This window comes from Rothia sp. P7208, assembly GCF_048512915.1.
GTDB lineage: Bacteria > Actinomycetota > Actinomycetes > Actinomycetales > Micrococcaceae > Rothia.
In genome coordinates this window covers 15968-31201 of the sequence record NZ_JBLXXW010000010.1, presented here as the reverse complement: position 1 = coordinate 31201, position 15234 = coordinate 15968, and the positions used below count along the sequence as shown (strand labels likewise).

14 protein-coding genes are annotated in these 15234 nt (G+C 45.5%); 12 read left to right on the top strand and 2 right to left on the bottom strand.

From position 1 onward, the window contains the following. Positions 1-22: 22 nt before the first annotated feature. Both ACN084_RS08110 and ACN084_RS08105 read right to left on the bottom strand, forming a co-directional pair. Entirely contained in the window at positions 23-394 is a 372-nt protein-coding gene (locus ACN084_RS08110; protein ID WP_419101691.1) for a DUF4870 domain-containing protein, read from the bottom strand. Between the two features lie 202 nt (positions 395-596). Next, positions 597-1460 (bottom strand): DUF3097 family protein, encoded by an 864-nt coding sequence (locus ACN084_RS08105; protein WP_419106518.1) that lies wholly within the window; start codon positions 1458-1460, stop codon positions 597-599. 125 nt (positions 1461-1585) lie between these two features. Between ACN084_RS08105 and hrcA the strand changes: the two genes are divergently transcribed. From hrcA to ACN084_RS08045, 12 genes are all read left to right on the top strand, one after another. Further along, positions 1586-2596: a heat-inducible transcriptional repressor HrcA gene (hrcA, locus tag ACN084_RS08100; RefSeq protein WP_419106517.1), complete on the top strand. Its 1011-nt coding sequence runs from the start codon at positions 1586-1588 to the stop codon at positions 2594-2596. 67 nt (positions 2597-2663) lie between these two features. After that, on the top strand, positions 2664-3788 hold the full coding sequence (dnaJ, locus tag ACN084_RS08095) for a molecular chaperone DnaJ (RefSeq protein ID WP_419106516.1): 1125 nt from the start codon (positions 2664-2666) through the stop codon (positions 3786-3788). 19 nt (positions 3789-3807) lie between these two features. After that, complete coding sequence (locus ACN084_RS08090; RefSeq protein ID WP_419106515.1) at positions 3808-4569, top strand: 16S rRNA (uracil(1498)-N(3))-methyltransferase; 762 nt, start codon at positions 3808-3810, stop codon at positions 4567-4569. A gap of 204 nt (positions 4570-4773) precedes the next feature. Further along, positions 4774-5793 (top strand): PhoH family protein, encoded by a 1020-nt coding sequence (locus tag ACN084_RS08085; protein WP_419101938.1) that lies wholly within the window; start codon positions 4774-4776, stop codon positions 5791-5793. Beyond that, positions 5793-6299, top strand: a complete 507-nt coding sequence (gene ybeY / locus ACN084_RS08080; RefSeq protein ID WP_419101696.1) for an rRNA maturation RNase YbeY — start codon at positions 5793-5795, stop codon at positions 6297-6299. The genes ACN084_RS08085 and ybeY overlap by 1 nt, the downstream gene beginning before the upstream one ends. 4 nt (positions 6300-6303) lie before the next feature. Beyond that, a complete protein-coding gene (locus ACN084_RS08075) occupies positions 6304-7629 on the top strand; it encodes a hemolysin family protein (RefSeq protein ID WP_419106514.1) in 1326 nt (441 codons plus the stop codon). 67 nt (positions 7630-7696) lie between these two features. Further along, a complete protein-coding gene (locus ACN084_RS08070; protein ID WP_419106513.1) occupies positions 7697-8809 on the top strand; it encodes a GTPase Era in 1113 nt (370 codons plus the stop codon). Positions 8810-8913: 104 nt separating this feature from the next. Continuing rightward, positions 8914-10410 carry an LCP family protein gene (locus ACN084_RS08065; protein ID WP_419106512.1) on the top strand — a complete coding sequence of 499 codons (1497 nt, stop codon included), beginning with the start codon at positions 8914-8916 and terminating at the stop codon, positions 10408-10410. Positions 10411-10664: 254 nt separating this feature from the next. Continuing rightward, a complete protein-coding gene (leuA, locus tag ACN084_RS08060; RefSeq protein WP_419101700.1) occupies positions 10665-12404 on the top strand; it encodes a 2-isopropylmalate synthase in 1740 nt (579 codons plus the stop codon). Positions 12405-12493: 89 nt separating this feature from the next. Further along, on the top strand, positions 12494-13270 hold the full coding sequence (gene recO / locus ACN084_RS08055; RefSeq protein ID WP_419106511.1) for a DNA repair protein RecO: 777 nt from the start codon (positions 12494-12496) through the stop codon (positions 13268-13270). A gap of 2 nt (positions 13271-13272) precedes the next feature. After that, on the top strand, positions 13273-14049 hold the full coding sequence (locus tag ACN084_RS08050; RefSeq protein WP_419106510.1) for an isoprenyl transferase: 777 nt from the start codon (positions 13273-13275) through the stop codon (positions 14047-14049). A 64-nt stretch (positions 14050-14113) separates the two neighbouring features. Continuing rightward, the gene (locus ACN084_RS08045; RefSeq protein ID WP_419106509.1) at positions 14114-15196 is read left to right on the top strand and encodes a quinone-dependent dihydroorotate dehydrogenase; all 1083 of its coding nucleotides are present in this window, start codon (positions 14114-14116) and stop codon (positions 15194-15196) included. The last annotated feature ends 38 nt before the right edge of the window (positions 15197-15234 follow it).

Sequence of the window (15234 nt, the reverse complement as noted above, 5' to 3'; positions counted from 1 at the left end):
CCACAGTTGATTTTTGACAGGATTATTTTTTCTTCTCTGTCAGTGAGACGATACGTTCAAAGAGAAAAGTATTGAATTTGTATTGGTAGGGGTTAGATCGGTTGACTTTAATTCCAGCACGTAAAGACATGAACGCAAGATACGTCCACGTCAATGCTGCGATGAGGCCAAATAGCCAACCAATTTTAGGTGTTCCAGCAAAAAGTACCGAAAACACGATGACGATAGAGGGCAAGAGGGTGAAATTAAATGCTTCACGAGCTTCTTGTTCGGCGAAAGGTCCGCGTCCTCGGTAGAGGTAAAGAATAATACCCGAGGGGATGCAACCAATGACGCCTCCAAAGTGGGCGAGGGTTGCGATGTTGCGATCCTGTTGGACCGTTAACTTGTTCATAGGTGTGGATGAACCCTCAAACTTAGAGTCAGGGGATACAACAGTTTTCAAAAAACACTCACTCTTCTAAAAGTTGCGAGACAGGCTAAATGATTACGAGATAAAAGATTACAATCCATTCTAGGTCTGATGTGTTCAATGTAGAAGAACTTTTGTGATCTTTTTCTTCACTTTAGTCGAGACCTTTGGCACAGCTAAACCTTTACTCAGGTGATTCCATCAGAAAATCGATTAATTGTTCAACCGGAGCTAACAGAGTAGGTTCTAAATCTTGATAAGAGTTCACTCGTCCTAGAATCTTTTTCCATGCCTGAGCAACATCTTCTTGACTCGTGCAGGGCAATCCTAGCCTTTTGAGTACACCTTTTTTCCATTCTTCTTCACGAGGAATAACTGGCCATTTTTTTATTCCTAGTCGTTGAGGGCGTACAGCCTGCCAAATATCGACAAAAGGATGTCCAACAATCTGCACGTTGTTCCTAGCACCAGGTATCTGTAACGCCTGAGCCACAATGCGGCTTTCTTTAGAACCTTCTACTAGATGGTCAACAAGAACACCTAATCGTCGGTGTGGTGCAGGGCAAAACTCACGAACAACATCAGGCAAGTCGTCAATACCGTGTAGAGGTTCTACCACAATACCTTCAACTCGTAGGTCATGCCCCCATACTTTTTCAACCAGTTCTGCATCGTGGATACCTTCGACCCAGATACGTGAGGCGCGGGCAACTTGTGCCGGCACATTCTCTACGGCAATAGATCCAGAGCGACTAATTTTAGGAACAGAACGAGTGGCATGTGCCCGTGGCGGTAGCACTTTGACAGGAGTTCCTTCAAGAAGAAAGCCAAATCCTAAGGGAAAAGTTTTAATTTTCCCTCGAGCGTCTTCTAATCCCACCATACCTTCAGCGCCGATACGCTCATACGTTTTAGCAATCCCAACCCAACCACTATGAACGTCTTCAAGGAGCATTCCTTGAACCAGATGAACTTCTTGTATCTCTGGTTGGCTTCTTTGGTGTAGTTGGTTGAGTTCTTGAGCACCCCACGCATAGTAATTTTCCATAGTAAGTATTTTATTCCATTAGCCCTGAGCGTACGCGCTAGGGTTTTAATAGGTTTCAGTACTACAGTTACATTGGCACTTAAAGTGCAGTAGTGCTAATTTCTCTCTAGTTCAAGGTAGGTTCCGTGACGCAATCTCGTCAGCATAAGATCCTCCAAGCAATCGTTGAGGACTATATCAGTTTCCGCGAACCGGTGGGGTCTAAAGCGCTCATCGAACGCCATCATTTAGGCGTTTCTAGCGCTACGGTTCGTAACGATATGTCTATCCTTGAAGAGCAGGGACTCATCTCAGCACCGCATTCGAGCGCGGGACGTATCCCCACAGAAAAAGGGTATCGTTTCTTCGTGGATGAGCTTTCTAATCCTCGTCCTCTTTCGACTGCGCAGAAACGTGCGATTCACCGTCTTTTAGACTCTTATGACAGTGTTGATGAAATACTTGCACAGACAGTTAAAATACTGTCGCAGCTAACTCAGCAGGTTGCGATTCTTCAGTACCCCTCTGCACCAGAGAATGTTGTTCGACATATTGAGCTAATACCTGTTGGAGAACATCATGTAACGGTAATGTTGATTAGCAACTCTGGGCAGCTCACCCAACGACTAGCGCAAGTTGAACGGTATAGGGAAGAAGAGCTTGAGCTGCTTCGAATTCGACTCATCGAAAAATGTCAGCAACAGAAATATCAGGTTGCACGTTCCCTCTTAGCTTCATTACCTTCCTCTCGTGATGTTCCTCATAGCCTAGAGAACGGGGTTCTTGATGCGTTAGGCCAGCTGCTTTCACCCAAAGATACCTCGAAACTTCTTATTGCTGGAACTTCGTATCTGGCGCAATCAACAGAAGATTTCAGCACCAGCATCGCACCCATCTTAGAAGCTCTAGAAGAACAAGTAACGATGCTGCATTTACTAGCTGAGATGGCTCAAGACCCACGAGGATACGCTGTCCGTATTGGCACAGAAAATAGTGCGGCCCCTCTGAGCGAAACGTCTATCGTTACTTCTGTATATAGTTCGCCTAGTTGTACCGCTAAGCTTGGGGTTGTTGGCCCAACCAGAATGGATTATGCAGGAAGTACAGCCGCAGTGCGAGCCGTAGCAAAATATCTTTCAAAAATTTTGGGTAGTTAGTTCTCAACGACTAGAATTTCTACAAAATACTTTCAACACATAGCAACACACGATAAGGATGATGTGAGTGAGCAGTCACTATGAAACATTAGGTGTTTCCCCTGATGCAAGCCCCGAAGAAATCAAAAAGGCATACCGTAAGAAAGCTCGTCAGCTTCACCCCGATATTAACCCCTCGGCAGAAGCAGCTGAAGAGTTCAAACGCGTATCACATGCCCACGATGTTCTCTCTGACCCTGATAAACGACGTATTTACGACCAGACCGGCAACGAAAACGGACAGGCACAAGGCGGATTCGGAGGCGCAAACTTCGGAGGTTTTGGCGGATTCTCGGATATTTTTGAGACCTTCTTTAACCAACCGCAACAGGGCCCTACAAGCCGAACACGTCAGGGTCAAGACGCTCGCATTACGGTTCGTATCAGCCTTGAAGATGCCGTATTTGGTGCAGAAAAACCTATTACCGTTGATACCGCAGTAACCTGCGAAAAATGTGATGGTGACGGTTGCGCTGAAGGAACAGCCCCTGTCACCTGTGACACCTGCCGTGGACAAGGATATATGCAACGACAAGTTCAATCTATCCTTGGAACTGTAGTACAGCCTGTCGCGTGCCCATCTTGTAATACTTTCGGCACTGTTATTCAAAGCCCCTGCCCAGAATGTTACGGCGAAGGACGAGTCCGAGAACGGAAGCCCATCACCATTAAAATTCCGGCTGGTGTTTCTTCCGGCGCGCGTATGCGTCTAGCCGGTTATGGTGAGGCCGGTACAGCAGGCGGACCAGCAGGAGACCTCTATGTGGATCTTCGCGTCAATCAACACGATACTTTCACACGTGAAGATGATGATTTACATGCCACCATCGCTATTAGTATGTCGGCAGCTGCCCTAGGTACAGAAGTCACTTTAGAAACTTTTGATGGTCCACAAACCGTAAGCATTAAAGCTGGTACTCAATCTGGAGATGTTGTCACGCTTAAAGGATTAGGAGTGACTCATTTTGATCGAGCAGATCGAGGTTCGCTCAAAGTTCATGTCCAGGTCAAAACACCGACGAATTTGACTGAAGAGCAACGCGAAATGCTTCAACAATTTGCTCAGAGCCGTCAAGAAGACCTCAAAATTAGTGAAACAGTACGTGAGAAGCACGGTTTCTTCTCACGTTTCAAAGAACGTTTCGACCGTTAAAAAGTATAAAGGATATTCTGTGACCTCACCTATTTTCTATGTTTCCTCTGATGAACTTCAGTCAGTAACTTCAGGGCAGCTTATCGCTGTGCAGGGGGTAGAGGGGCATCATGCTAAAGTCGTGAAACGTTTAGAGATAGGTGAGGCCATAGACCTTGCTGACGGTAAAGGTACACGAGCCGAAGCAGAAGTATTCTCATATCTTGAGGATGGGTTAGAAGTTCGTGTAAACACTATTTTGCACGAAGAACCATCAACCGAAATTATTCTTGTTCAAGCGTTAGCTAAACAGGATAGAGACATATTGGCGATAGAGACCGCCACTGAATTAGGTATTTGGGGAGTCATTCCTTGGAGCGCTGACCGCTCTATCGTTCGTTGGAAAAAAGAACGAGCAGTAAAAGCTCACACGAAATGGAATAACACCGTCCGTGCTGCGGCAAAGCAGGCACGACGTAGCTGGATACCTCAGGTCGAAAATCTTGTATCTTCACACGATTTAGCTGAACGTATCGCACAAGAGGTTACGCACGGTGCTATGGTTATTATCTTGCATGAGCAAGGAACACGCCTATTGACCCAGCACATCTCGGAGCTAGAGAGTTTACCTCAACGTATTTATCTTGTTGTTGGCCCAGAAGGTGGTATATCTGAGCAGGAGCTTGAGGCATTTGAAAAAGCTGGAGCCGCAGTCTGTCTCTTAGGCGAACACGTATTACGATCTTCTACCGCAGGAAGTGCCGCACTGTGCGTTATTAATACGATTTCGCAAATATGGTAGAAGCCCACTTCTAATTTTTTTTCGTATAGGGAAGAAGTATTTTCGTTGGCTTCATACTCCGCAGAAGACCAGCATCCCGATAGACTATTGACCAGTGGAGTTTAAGGAGCACTAGTGCAAGAGAACCCTATCACCGCAATACATCCCCATCAAGATCGTCCTTTATCTGTTGTACGTACTTTTTCTTTCTCTTCTGATCATGAGATGGTCTCAGTGTTAGGCCCTTCAGATAGTTTTTTGACGTTATTAGAAGATAAATTCCCAGGAATTACAATCCAACCCAAAAACTTAGATTTACTCATTACTGGAAATTCTGAACTCGTAACGACCGTTATTCGGCTGTTAGGGGAGTTGTGCCATCTCAGTAAGCAATCTATTCCGATTACGACTGAGGTTATTTCACGAATCATTGGGATGCTTTCGGCTGAATTAGCAAGTCCTGCTGTTGCCATGTCTCAAAATATCCTTAGCTCACGTGGCAAAAGTATTCGTCCGAAAACCATTAACCAGAAGAAATACGTAGATTCTATCGACGATAATACCGTTATTTTTGGTATCGGCCCTGCTGGTACCGGAAAAACTTATCTGGCAATGGCTAAAGCTGTTCAAGCTTTACAGGCTAAAGAAGTTAACCGCATCATCTTGACACGCCCCGCTGTTGAAGCAGGCGAGAGGCTAGGTTTCTTGCCAGGATCTCTCAACGATAAAATTGACCCATATCTTCGCCCTCTTTATGATGCATTACACGATATGTTAGACCCTGAGTCTATTCCACGACTTATGGAAGCTGGAACTATTGAGGTTGCCCCCTTAGCCTATATGCGTGGGCGTACGCTGAACGATGCTTTCATCATCTTAGATGAAGCCCAAAATACTACTGTTGAGCAGATGAAGATGTTTCTTACACGTCTAGGATTTGGGTCAAAAATTGTGGTTACGGGCGATATTACTCAGGTTGATTTGCCTCATGGTCAGGCCTCCGGATTACGTCAGATACGTCAAATCCTTGAAGGCATCGATGATATTAGTTTCTCAATTCTTGATGCGACAGACGTTGTACGTCATGCTTTAGTCTCTGATATTGTTTCTGCCTATAACCGCTGGGACGAAGACAAAACTGCTATGGAACGTAAACGTCAACGCAAGGTTAAACGTCAGACAATTGAAGCAGCTGCAGAAAAGTTGCTAGAGAAAACTGGTTTTGAAGCAGAGAAGGACAGCTAATGCCTATTGATTTTGATATTGAGTCTCTTGAGGATTCTGCTGACGAGTGGACGAGAGAATCCTTTGCTTCCTTTGACCAGCAGACGATTACAAATTTAGTGCACCACACTTTTGAGCATCTGCACATTTCAGAAGACACAGAACTTTCTATAGCTGTTGTAGGTGAAGCAGAGATGGAACGTATCCATCTTGAATGGATGGATCTTCCCGGACCAACAGATGTCATGTCTTTCCCCATGGATGAGCTCAGCGTTGGGACACCAGAGAACCCCACCATTGGTATTTTAGGCGATATTGTTTTGTGCCCTACAGTAGCTGCTCGTCAGGGTCAACAAGCGGGGCATAGCACTATCGATGAGATGTGCCTGTTGACAGTACATGGGATTTTGCATTGTCTTGGCTATGACCACGCAAATGCTGAAGAGGAAGCAGAGATGTTCGCTCTTCAGCGTTCCATTCTCGAAGCATTCTTAGGACGTCCTGCACCTGTAGAAACACGGTATTAAACTTATGGCTTTCTTTCTTCTTCCTGTTTTACTGATATTTTTTATTGGCTGTGCATATGTGCTACGCGCTGTAGAAACTGCTTTTACGTATCTTCCTTCAACAGAGATGGAGCATCTCAGTAAAGAGCGGGGAACCAATAAACTCGCTGCGATTGCTGATTTTCTTGATCCTTATATTTTTTCGGTTCGACTGTGGCGTGGCATTTTTGAAACATTTGCGGTAGTAGCAGCATTTACAGTATTGCAATTACTGTGGAATACTGTATGGATTAGTGCGCTACTAACAGGTCTCGTGATGTCTGCGGTCAGTTATTTCTTCTTTACCGTGGCGCCACAGAAGTCAGGACGTACACACCCTGAATTGTATGTTCGCCGTTTTTATCCAGTGGTGTATTTCTTACGTTTCGTATTGGGGCCTTTACCAGGTTCGGTGATTCAACGTCATAAAGATTCTGAGAATGAACCAACTCGTGCAGGATATTTCACCGAAGATGAATTGAAAAAGTTCGTTGATCGAGCTAGTACTCAATCAACCATTGAAAACGAAGAAGCACAGATGGTTCACTCTATTTTTGAGTTGGATGAGACGCGTATTCGTTCGGTGATGGTCCCGCGCACAGATATGGTCACCATGGATATTGATGAGACTTTAGAAAATGCCATCAATCTTTTCTTGCGTTCTGGATATTCTCGAATGCCTGTTTTAGGTGAAGATTTTGATGATATTCAAGGTTTCCTTTATCTCAAAGACGTGGTTGAGGCTGCGGTAACAGGGCAAGGCGAATCTTCTACTCATACGGTTGCTTCACTTTTACGTCCTGCTCGGTTTGAGCCAGAATCTAAACGAGTCATGGACTTGTTACGTCAGATGCAACGAGAATCTACGCATGTAGCTATCGTTGTTGATGAGTATGGTGGTACTGCTGGATTGGTTACTCTTGAGGACCTGATTGAAGAGCTTGTTGGTGATATTTCTGACGAATATGACCAAGAAACGCCCGAGGTAAAAGCTGAATTAGATGGAACGTTCAAAATTAGCTCTCGTCTTAGCGTTGAAGAGCTAGGGGAGCTCTTCAACATTGAACTTGATGATGAAGAGGTAGATACTGCCGGAGGCTTGTTATCGAAGCATCTTGGTAAGGTTCCTATTATTGGTAGCAGTGTTGTGGTCAGCGGTATTGGTATCCGCGCTATTGGCGTTCGTGGTCGCCGTAATCAGATTGGCACTCTATTGGTATGGTCTGTCAATCACAAAGAGGCAGAAGAGATAGCAGATAGTGCTTCAAGTAGTTCTCAAGCAGATTTAGAGGGAGGGCACAGGAGTAGTTAGGTGCTGCTTGCCTTTTATCACGGTAGAGTATAAAGAATAGTTATATTCATTGATTAAGGGAGTTTGTGTGGAGCTTTCCACTTTTCCGGAAGATTTTTCTGCAGGTTTCGCGGTTCTTGTTGGGCGTCCAAACGCTGGTAAGTCTACGTTGACAAATGCGCTTGTAGGCCAAAAAATTGCTATTACGTCGAACCGTCCGCAGACGACTCGTCACACGATTCGTGGAATAGTTCATAAGGATAATTTTCAGTTAATTCTCGTTGACACACCGGGGCTACATCGTCCCCGCACTCTTTTAGGTGAGCGTTTGAACGATATGGTTGCTCAGACGCTTTCTGAAGTTGATGTTATTGGGTTCTGTATTCCTGCTGATGAAAAAATTGGCCCTGGCGACCGTTATATCGCTTCTCAAATTGCAGCTGCAGGGCATAAACCAATCGTAGCTATTGTGACTAAAGCGGATAAAGTTTCTTCGGCAGAGCTTGCCGAGCATCTACTCGCGGTTCAGGCCTTAGGTGAAGAGGTCATGAGCGCAGAACGTGCTCAACGCGCGCAGCGTGCTCAGCGACGTACGCAGTCCTCTCGCAAGAAAAATATGGCTGAGGAGCTTCCGTTCCGTAAGGATACTGGCCCTGCTGCACAACGTGAAAAAGCGCGTCGTCGAGGACAAGATTTCCAATCTAATACCCCCGTTGTTGATGGTCAAGGCGGATGGGCTTCAATCATTCCGGTTTCGGCTGTTCAAGATTATCAGGTTGACCAACTGGCTGAACTTTTCTCAACCTTCTTGCCAGATTCCCCGCCGTTATATCCTGAAGGTGAATTGACGGATGAGCCAGAGGTCACCCTCGTTGCTGAGCTCATCCGTGAAGCTGCACTTGAAGGTGTACGAGATGAACTGCCTCACTCAGTAGCAGTTACTGTTGAAGAAATGCAGGCTCGTGAAGGACGCCCAGAAAATAACCCATTGGTTGATATTCATGTCAATCTCTTCGTTGAACGCCCTTCTCAAAAAGCAATTATTATCGGCAAAGGAGGCTCTCGACTCCGAGAAATTGGTGCAGAGTCTCGTAAAAATATTGAAGCGTTATTAGGCACTAAAGTGTATCTAGATATTCATGTGAAGGTTGCAAAAGATTGGCAACGTGACCCGCGTGCATTAGGAAGACTAGGGTTCTAATGAATCATGGCGACCACTCATGCACGTTATCGTGCGGTAGCGATGATTGAGTATATAGATATGACCCAAACCATTATTTTTAGTATTTTCTGATGGGAGAATCAGTGACACATCCGAAGCAGAACTCTTCCGGCCCGAATCGTCTTGTAGGGTTTGGGCGACACATGCGTCAAGAGCCGGTACGTTCCCGTCCTTACCGATGGATTGCTTTGTCCTGCGTTGGAGTGTTTCTTTTTATGGTGGCAGTAGCAGGAGTTAATCTTTTACGTCTGCGTACTAATGTCCATACAGCGTCACTGAACATTGGTGAATATGCTAATGGACGTCTCAGCGATGGACCTTTAGATATTCTTGTCATTGGTTCAGATACACGAGCTGGCAACAATGCTGCTTACGGTAGTTTGGAAGACGCTAATTCTGGGGCCCGTTCAGATGTGATGATGCTGGTTCAGGTAAGCCAAGACCGTCAAAACGTTTCGGTGATTTCTTTTCCACGAGATCTCATCGTTGACATCCCCAAATGCACGAGCCCTACCACGGGAATGGTCTATCCAGCAGCTTCTGGACTGCAGATTAATGAATCGCTCAATCACGGTGGTCCTGGTTGTACGGTAGCAACCATTAGTTCTTTGACCGGTATTAATATTGACCATTTTATGCTTGTCGATTTTAATGCGGTCAAGGCTCTTTCTCATGTTGTTGGTGGCGTTCAGGTATGTGTCACCCAAGCTATCGATGATTCCTACAGCGGTTTGAAGTTACCTGCAGGCGTTTCATCGGTAGAGGGGGAACAGGCTCTAGCATTTTTGCGTTCTCGTCACGGTTATAGTGATGGTAGTGATACCAGTCGAATTGCTGCTCAACAAAGTTTTCTTGCGTCTCTTCTACGTAAGGTTAAATCAGAGGGAACGTTGACGAACCCTACTCAGTTATTTAATATTGCTGAGGCTATTACCCAGAACGTCACGGTAGATAAAGGATTGACGAATCCGGCAACCCTTGTCAATATTGGCACCATGTTTGCTGGCATAGATTTGAGCAAAGTAGTTTTTGCGACAGTTCCGCATGAGCCATATCTTTATGATGCAAATAAGTTGCAATTGGCTCCTTCTTCAGAAGACCTATTCGAACGCCTTCGCGAGGATCGTGGACTGACGGATAAGCCTGCTCCTACTCCGGAACAAGCGCCAACAGAAGAGACTGAAGAATCTGAGCAGGCAGCTGAGGAGCAGGTCTCTTTAGATTATTCTGCTCCGATTACGGTGCTTAACGCTTCAGGCGCTGAACATCGTGAACAGGATATTGAAAAAGTGGTCGCTTCCTTGGGATATTCACGTATTACGGCAGAACATTCTGATACTGAATACGCGGCTTCAGCGGTATATTATCCAGCTGGTTACGCGGGACAAGCTCAGCAGATTGCTCAAAAACTCGGTATTACGGCGGTTGAAGGATCGGCTTCTTATGATGCTGTGACTGTAGTGATTGGTCAGGATTTCACGTCGGGGGATGTTCTTTCGCAGAAAGAAACGTCTATTGCTGGTGATGCTTCTGGTCAAACTGCTGATCAGGTAAAATGCCAGCAATCCTATGAATATTAGGGTTGAGCGTTAAAAATATTGGGGTGTGTAGCTTTGTCATAAAGCTACACACCCTTTTCATATATTGGAATGGGGGAGAGTTGTTTTCTTGAGGAATTTCACTCTCGTGGTACGTTCAAGAGGTGATACATATTTCTTATTTTCTCCTTAGTTGCCGTAACGACCCCTAAAATTCAGTATTGACGAGTTCGGAGAGTCGTTACGGAGTTTTGTTTCCGATCTTTCTTTTTCTTCAAGCTAAGGCATCATACACCATGAAAAATTTTCAAAAATCTTCCCCTATGCCAGTACATAAGTACCGCCCTTTTTCTGAAAAGATTGCTGTTGACTTACCTGATAGAACGTGGCCACATAAGGTTGCGACGCAGGCACCACGTTGGTGCGCTGTCGATTTACGAGATGGTAATCAGGCACTTATCGATCCCATGGATAGCGAACGTAAACTAGCAATGTTTAAGCTACTTGTGAGGATGGGATATAAGGAAATTGAGGTAGGGTTTCCGTCTGCTTCACAAACTGATTTTAATTTTGTTCGTACTCTTATTGAGGGTGGACATATCCCTGACGATGTCACGATTCAGGTGTTAGTGCAGTGCCGCGAGCATCTTATTGAACGGACTTTTGAGGCTCTTGCAGGGGCTCAACGAGCCATTGTTCATTTTTATAATTCTACTTCTGTTTTGCAGCGCAAGGTTGTTTTTAATCAAGATCAAGACGGCATCTTAGACATTGCCCTTAACGGTGCACGCTTGTGCATGAAATATGAGGAACAATACGCTTCTTGCACAGAAATCACCTATGAGTATTCACCAGAGTCTTTTACTGGAACTGAATTAGAATATGCTGCACGAGTCTGCAACGCGGTAACAAACGAGTTAGGCATCGGCCCCGGACGTGAAGTGATTATTAACCTTCCGGCAACGGTGGAGATGGCAACTCCGAATGTATATGCTGACTCTGTTGAGTGGATGAGTCGACATCTTGAACATCGAGAACACGTCATTTTGTCTTTGCACCCTCATAATGATCGAGGAACAGGAGTTGCTGCAGCAGAACTTGGGTATCTTGCCGGAGCAGATCGTATTGAGGGATGTTTGTTTGGTAATGGCGAGCGCACTGGTAACGTCGATTTAGTTACTTTAGGGTTAAACCTGTTTACGCAAGGAATTGACCCTAAGATTGATTTTTCTCAAATTGATGAGGTTCGTCGTACCGTTGAGTATTGTAATCAGCTTCCGGTACATGAGCGTTCTCCATACGGTGGAGACCTCGTTTTCACGGCTTTTTCTGGTTCTCATCAGGACGCTATTAAAAAGGGTTTTGAAGCAATGGAGAAGGCTGCTCAGCAACAAGGAAAGAGCATTGACGATTTGGTGTGGGAGGTTCCGTATCTTCCGATTGATCCGCGAGATGTTGGCCGTAGTTATGAGGCTGTTATTCGTGTAAATTCTCAGTCTGGTAAGGGTGGGGTCGCTTATCTTATGAAGAAAGATTTTGGTTTAGACTTACCTCGCCGTGCGCAGATTGAGTTTTCGTCGATTGTTCAGGCTCAGACAGATGCTGAGGGTGGCGAAGTTACGTCTGAGAATCTTTGGAGGATTTTTAATGATGAGTATTTACCTCATCATGATGTCGCTCAGCGTTGGGGAAGGTTCTATTTGGATTCCATGGTTGTAGAGTCTCAAGCCGGTGGTGTGACGACCTTACGTGTGGGGTTGAATGTTGCTGGTCGCCGTTTTGAACGAGTTGGTACGGGTAACGGACCCATTCATGCGATGCAGTCTATTTTTCAGTCTGAAGGTGTTGATTTGAGGGTGCTTGATTATTCTGAGCATACGTTATCTTCAACGTCAGAGGCTCAGGCTGCTAGCTATATTGAGGCAGCTGTTGGCAATCGTGTGTTATGGGGTATCGGTATTGACTCGTCAACGACGTGGTCTTCGTTAAAGGCTCTTACTTCTGCGGTGAACCGTGCTTTACGTGAAGAAGGCTAAAATTTTTCTGATATTGCTAGGGAAACCGGCGTAGGAGCTTGAAGAGTTCTTGTGCCGGTTTTCTGTTCTTCTTTCGGTGATATGAGATAATGGCTGTTGTGAGTACGGTAGCTTCAACGTCGCGTTCGTATACGGATCAGGCATTAGTATTGAGGACCCAAGTTTTGGGGGAGAGCGACCGTATTATCATTCTCTTGACCCGTTCTCATGGTGTGGTTCATGCGGTGGCTCGTGGTGTGCGTAAAGGACGTTCTGCTTTTGGTGGTCGGCTTGAGCCGTTTATGTACGTTGATGTGTCTTTACGGTCAGGTAAAAATTTAGCGACGGTGACGCAGGTTCAGACTCGGCGTGCTTATACAGGTGCAATTATGGGTAATTATTCTTCCTATATTGTTGCTTCTGCTTTGAGCGAGGTTGCTGAGGCGTTAACCTCTTTTGAAGGTGAGGTTGTTGAGTCTCATTTTCTTCTTTTAGCTGGTGCTTTGTCTGCTTTAGCTCAAGAGCGTCTTCGTCCTTATGATGTTCTTAATTCTTATGTGCTCCGTGCATTAGGGTATGCTGGCTGGGGTTTCTCGCTAGATTCTTGTGCTATTTGTGATGGTTGTGAGGGTCCGTGGCGGTTTGCATCAGAATATGGTGCTGTATGTAACGTGTGTAGTCGTTCTATTGTTCATTCTAAAGTTTTTGTGATGTCAGAGGATGTTCGTCAGTATTTGATACTTGTTAGTCGTTCTCAGTGGGGGAGGTTGGCTCAGCTAGATACGGAGTTGTTATCTCGAGCTGCCTTCTCTTTTGTCTCTGGGTACGTACAATGGCATTTAGAGAAACCTCTTAAATCGTTCTCCCTGTTGAAAAAGGATATGTAGTTATGCCTGTTTTTCCTGATCCGCACCCTTCTGGGGCTGTTGCTCCGAAGATTCCGAGTCAGTTTGTTCCGCGTCATGTTGCGGTGGTGATGGACGGTAATGGGCGTTGGGCTAATCAACGCGGTTTGCCTCGTAATGAGGGCCATAAAGCGGGGGAGCATTCTCTTGTTGATGTGGTTGCTGGTGCTATTGAGATGGGCATTCCGTACGTTTCCGCTTATGCTTTTTCTACAGAGAATTGGCGTCGCAGTATTGATGAAGTCAGTTTTATTATGCGTTTTGTGACGGAAGTTTTGACTCGTCAGTTAGATACTTTGCAGTCATGGGGTGTTAGGGTTCTGTGGTCAGGACGTAAGCCAAAGCTTTGGAAATCTGTTATCCGTCAGCTGGAATATTGTCAGGAGCAGACAAAAAATAATACGGTATGCACGTTAGTTATGTGTGTCAACTATGGTGGGCGTGCTGAGATTGCAGACGCTGCTCAAGCTCTTGCTCAAGATGCTGCTGCAGGGGTGGTTAAACCGCAGTCTGTGAATGAGAAGATGTTAGCGCGGTATTTGTATCATCCAGAAGTACCTGATGTTGATTTGTTTCTTCGGTCTTCGGGGGAGTTACGTACTTCAAATTTCTTGTTGTGGCAAAGTGCTTATGCAGAGCTGGTGTTTCTTGATGTGTTGTGGCCAGATGTCGACCGTTTGGTGCTGTGGGATGCTGTTGAGCAGTATGCTCGCCGTGATCGTCGTTATGGTGGTGCGGTAGATCAGGTTGCGGGGCGTTAGTCTTAAATTTTTTGAAACGTTAGAATTGTTGTAGCGTTGTATTGCTGATGGTAAAGAGGTTGTTATGAGGATTTATCCTGCCTTATTCAAAGTTATTTTTGTCCCTATGGACGCGGAGAAAGCCCATAGGGTGGGTTATTGGGGTATCCGATTCCTCAGGGCTTCTGGGGTGACTCGTTTGGGTCGTCGTTTTTTGCGGCCTCATCCGCAGCTTAAGACCACCGTCATGGGATTAGATTTTCCGTCTCCTTTTGGTTTGGCTGCTGGTTTTGATAAAGAGGCTCGAGCTATTAACGCTTTAACTGATTTAGGTTTTGGGCATGTTGAAGTCGGTACTGTTACGGCGCATGCTCAACCGGGCAATCCGCCCAAACGTCTTTTCCGTTTAGTCAAAGATTATGCGGTGGTTAATCGCATGGGATTTAATAATGATGGTGCAGCGACAGTTGGTCCGCGTATTGCTAGTGCAAGAGCTGATATTGATGCTGAATATGATTCTCAGCAGGTGCGGCCTATTGTGGGGGTCAATATCGGGAAGACAAAAGTTGTACCTTTGGAAGACGCTTTAGAAGATTATAAGATTAGTACGCGTACGTTGGCGCCACAGGCTGATTATTTAGTTGTCAATGTTAGCTCTCCGAATACTCCGGGGTTGCGTTCTTTGCAGTCAGTGGAATCTTTACGTCCGTTACTTGAAGTTGTTCGGGCTGAGGCTGATAAGGTTGTCTCTTCTCGTCGAGTTCCCTTGGCGGTGAAGATTGCTCCGGATCTTGCGGATGAAGATATTAAAGATATTGCACAGTTAGCTGTTGATTTAGGGCTCGACGGAATTATCGCGACAAATACGACTATCGCTCGAGAGAATCTAGGCTTGGTTTCTTCTGCAGAAGAAGTTGCAGCTTGTGGTGAGGGAGGTCTTTCGGGCAGGCCTCTTAGGTCTCGGTCGTTAGAGGTTATTCGTTTGCTCAAAGAATATGTGGGTGAGCGTTTGTCAATTATTGCAGTGGGCGGAGTTACTGATGCTCAGGACGTTCAGGAACGTTTGGATGCTGGAGCTGATTTAGTTCAGGGGTACACTGCGTTCTTGTATGAGGGGCCGTTGTGGGCTCACCGCATTAATAAGGATTTATTGGCTTTACGCTCTTAATATATAAAAATACTCCGTGTTCGTTTACTAGAAAGTAA

Excerpts from the sequence above, each read along its gene's own strand:
- ACN084_RS08110 (WP_419101691.1), bottom strand. The coding sequence starts at position 394 with ATGAACAAGTTAACGGTCCAACAGGATCGCAACATCGCAACCCTCGCC.
- ACN084_RS08105 (WP_419106518.1), bottom strand. The coding sequence starts at position 1,460 with ATGGAAAATTACTATGCGTGGGGTGCTCAAGAACTCAACCAACTACAC.
- ACN084_RS08085 (WP_419101938.1), top strand. The coding sequence starts at position 4,774 with ATGGTCTCAGTGTTAGGCCCTTCAGATAGTTTTTTGACGTTATTAGAA.
- ybeY (WP_419101696.1), top strand. The coding sequence starts at position 5,793 with ATGCCTATTGATTTTGATATTGAGTCTCTTGAGGATTCTGCTGACGAG.
- ACN084_RS08075 (WP_419106514.1), top strand. The coding sequence starts at position 6,304 with ATGGCTTTCTTTCTTCTTCCTGTTTTACTGATATTTTTTATTGGCTGT.
- leuA (WP_419101700.1), top strand. The coding sequence starts at position 10,665 with ATGAAAAATTTTCAAAAATCTTCCCCTATGCCAGTACATAAGTACCGC.
- recO (WP_419106511.1), top strand. The coding sequence starts at position 12,494 with ATGGCTGTTGTGAGTACGGTAGCTTCAACGTCGCGTTCGTATACGGAT.
- ACN084_RS08050 (WP_419106510.1), top strand. The coding sequence starts at position 13,273 with ATGCCTGTTTTTCCTGATCCGCACCCTTCTGGGGCTGTTGCTCCGAAG.
- ACN084_RS08045 (WP_419106509.1), top strand. The coding sequence starts at position 14,114 with ATGAGGATTTATCCTGCCTTATTCAAAGTTATTTTTGTCCCTATGGAC.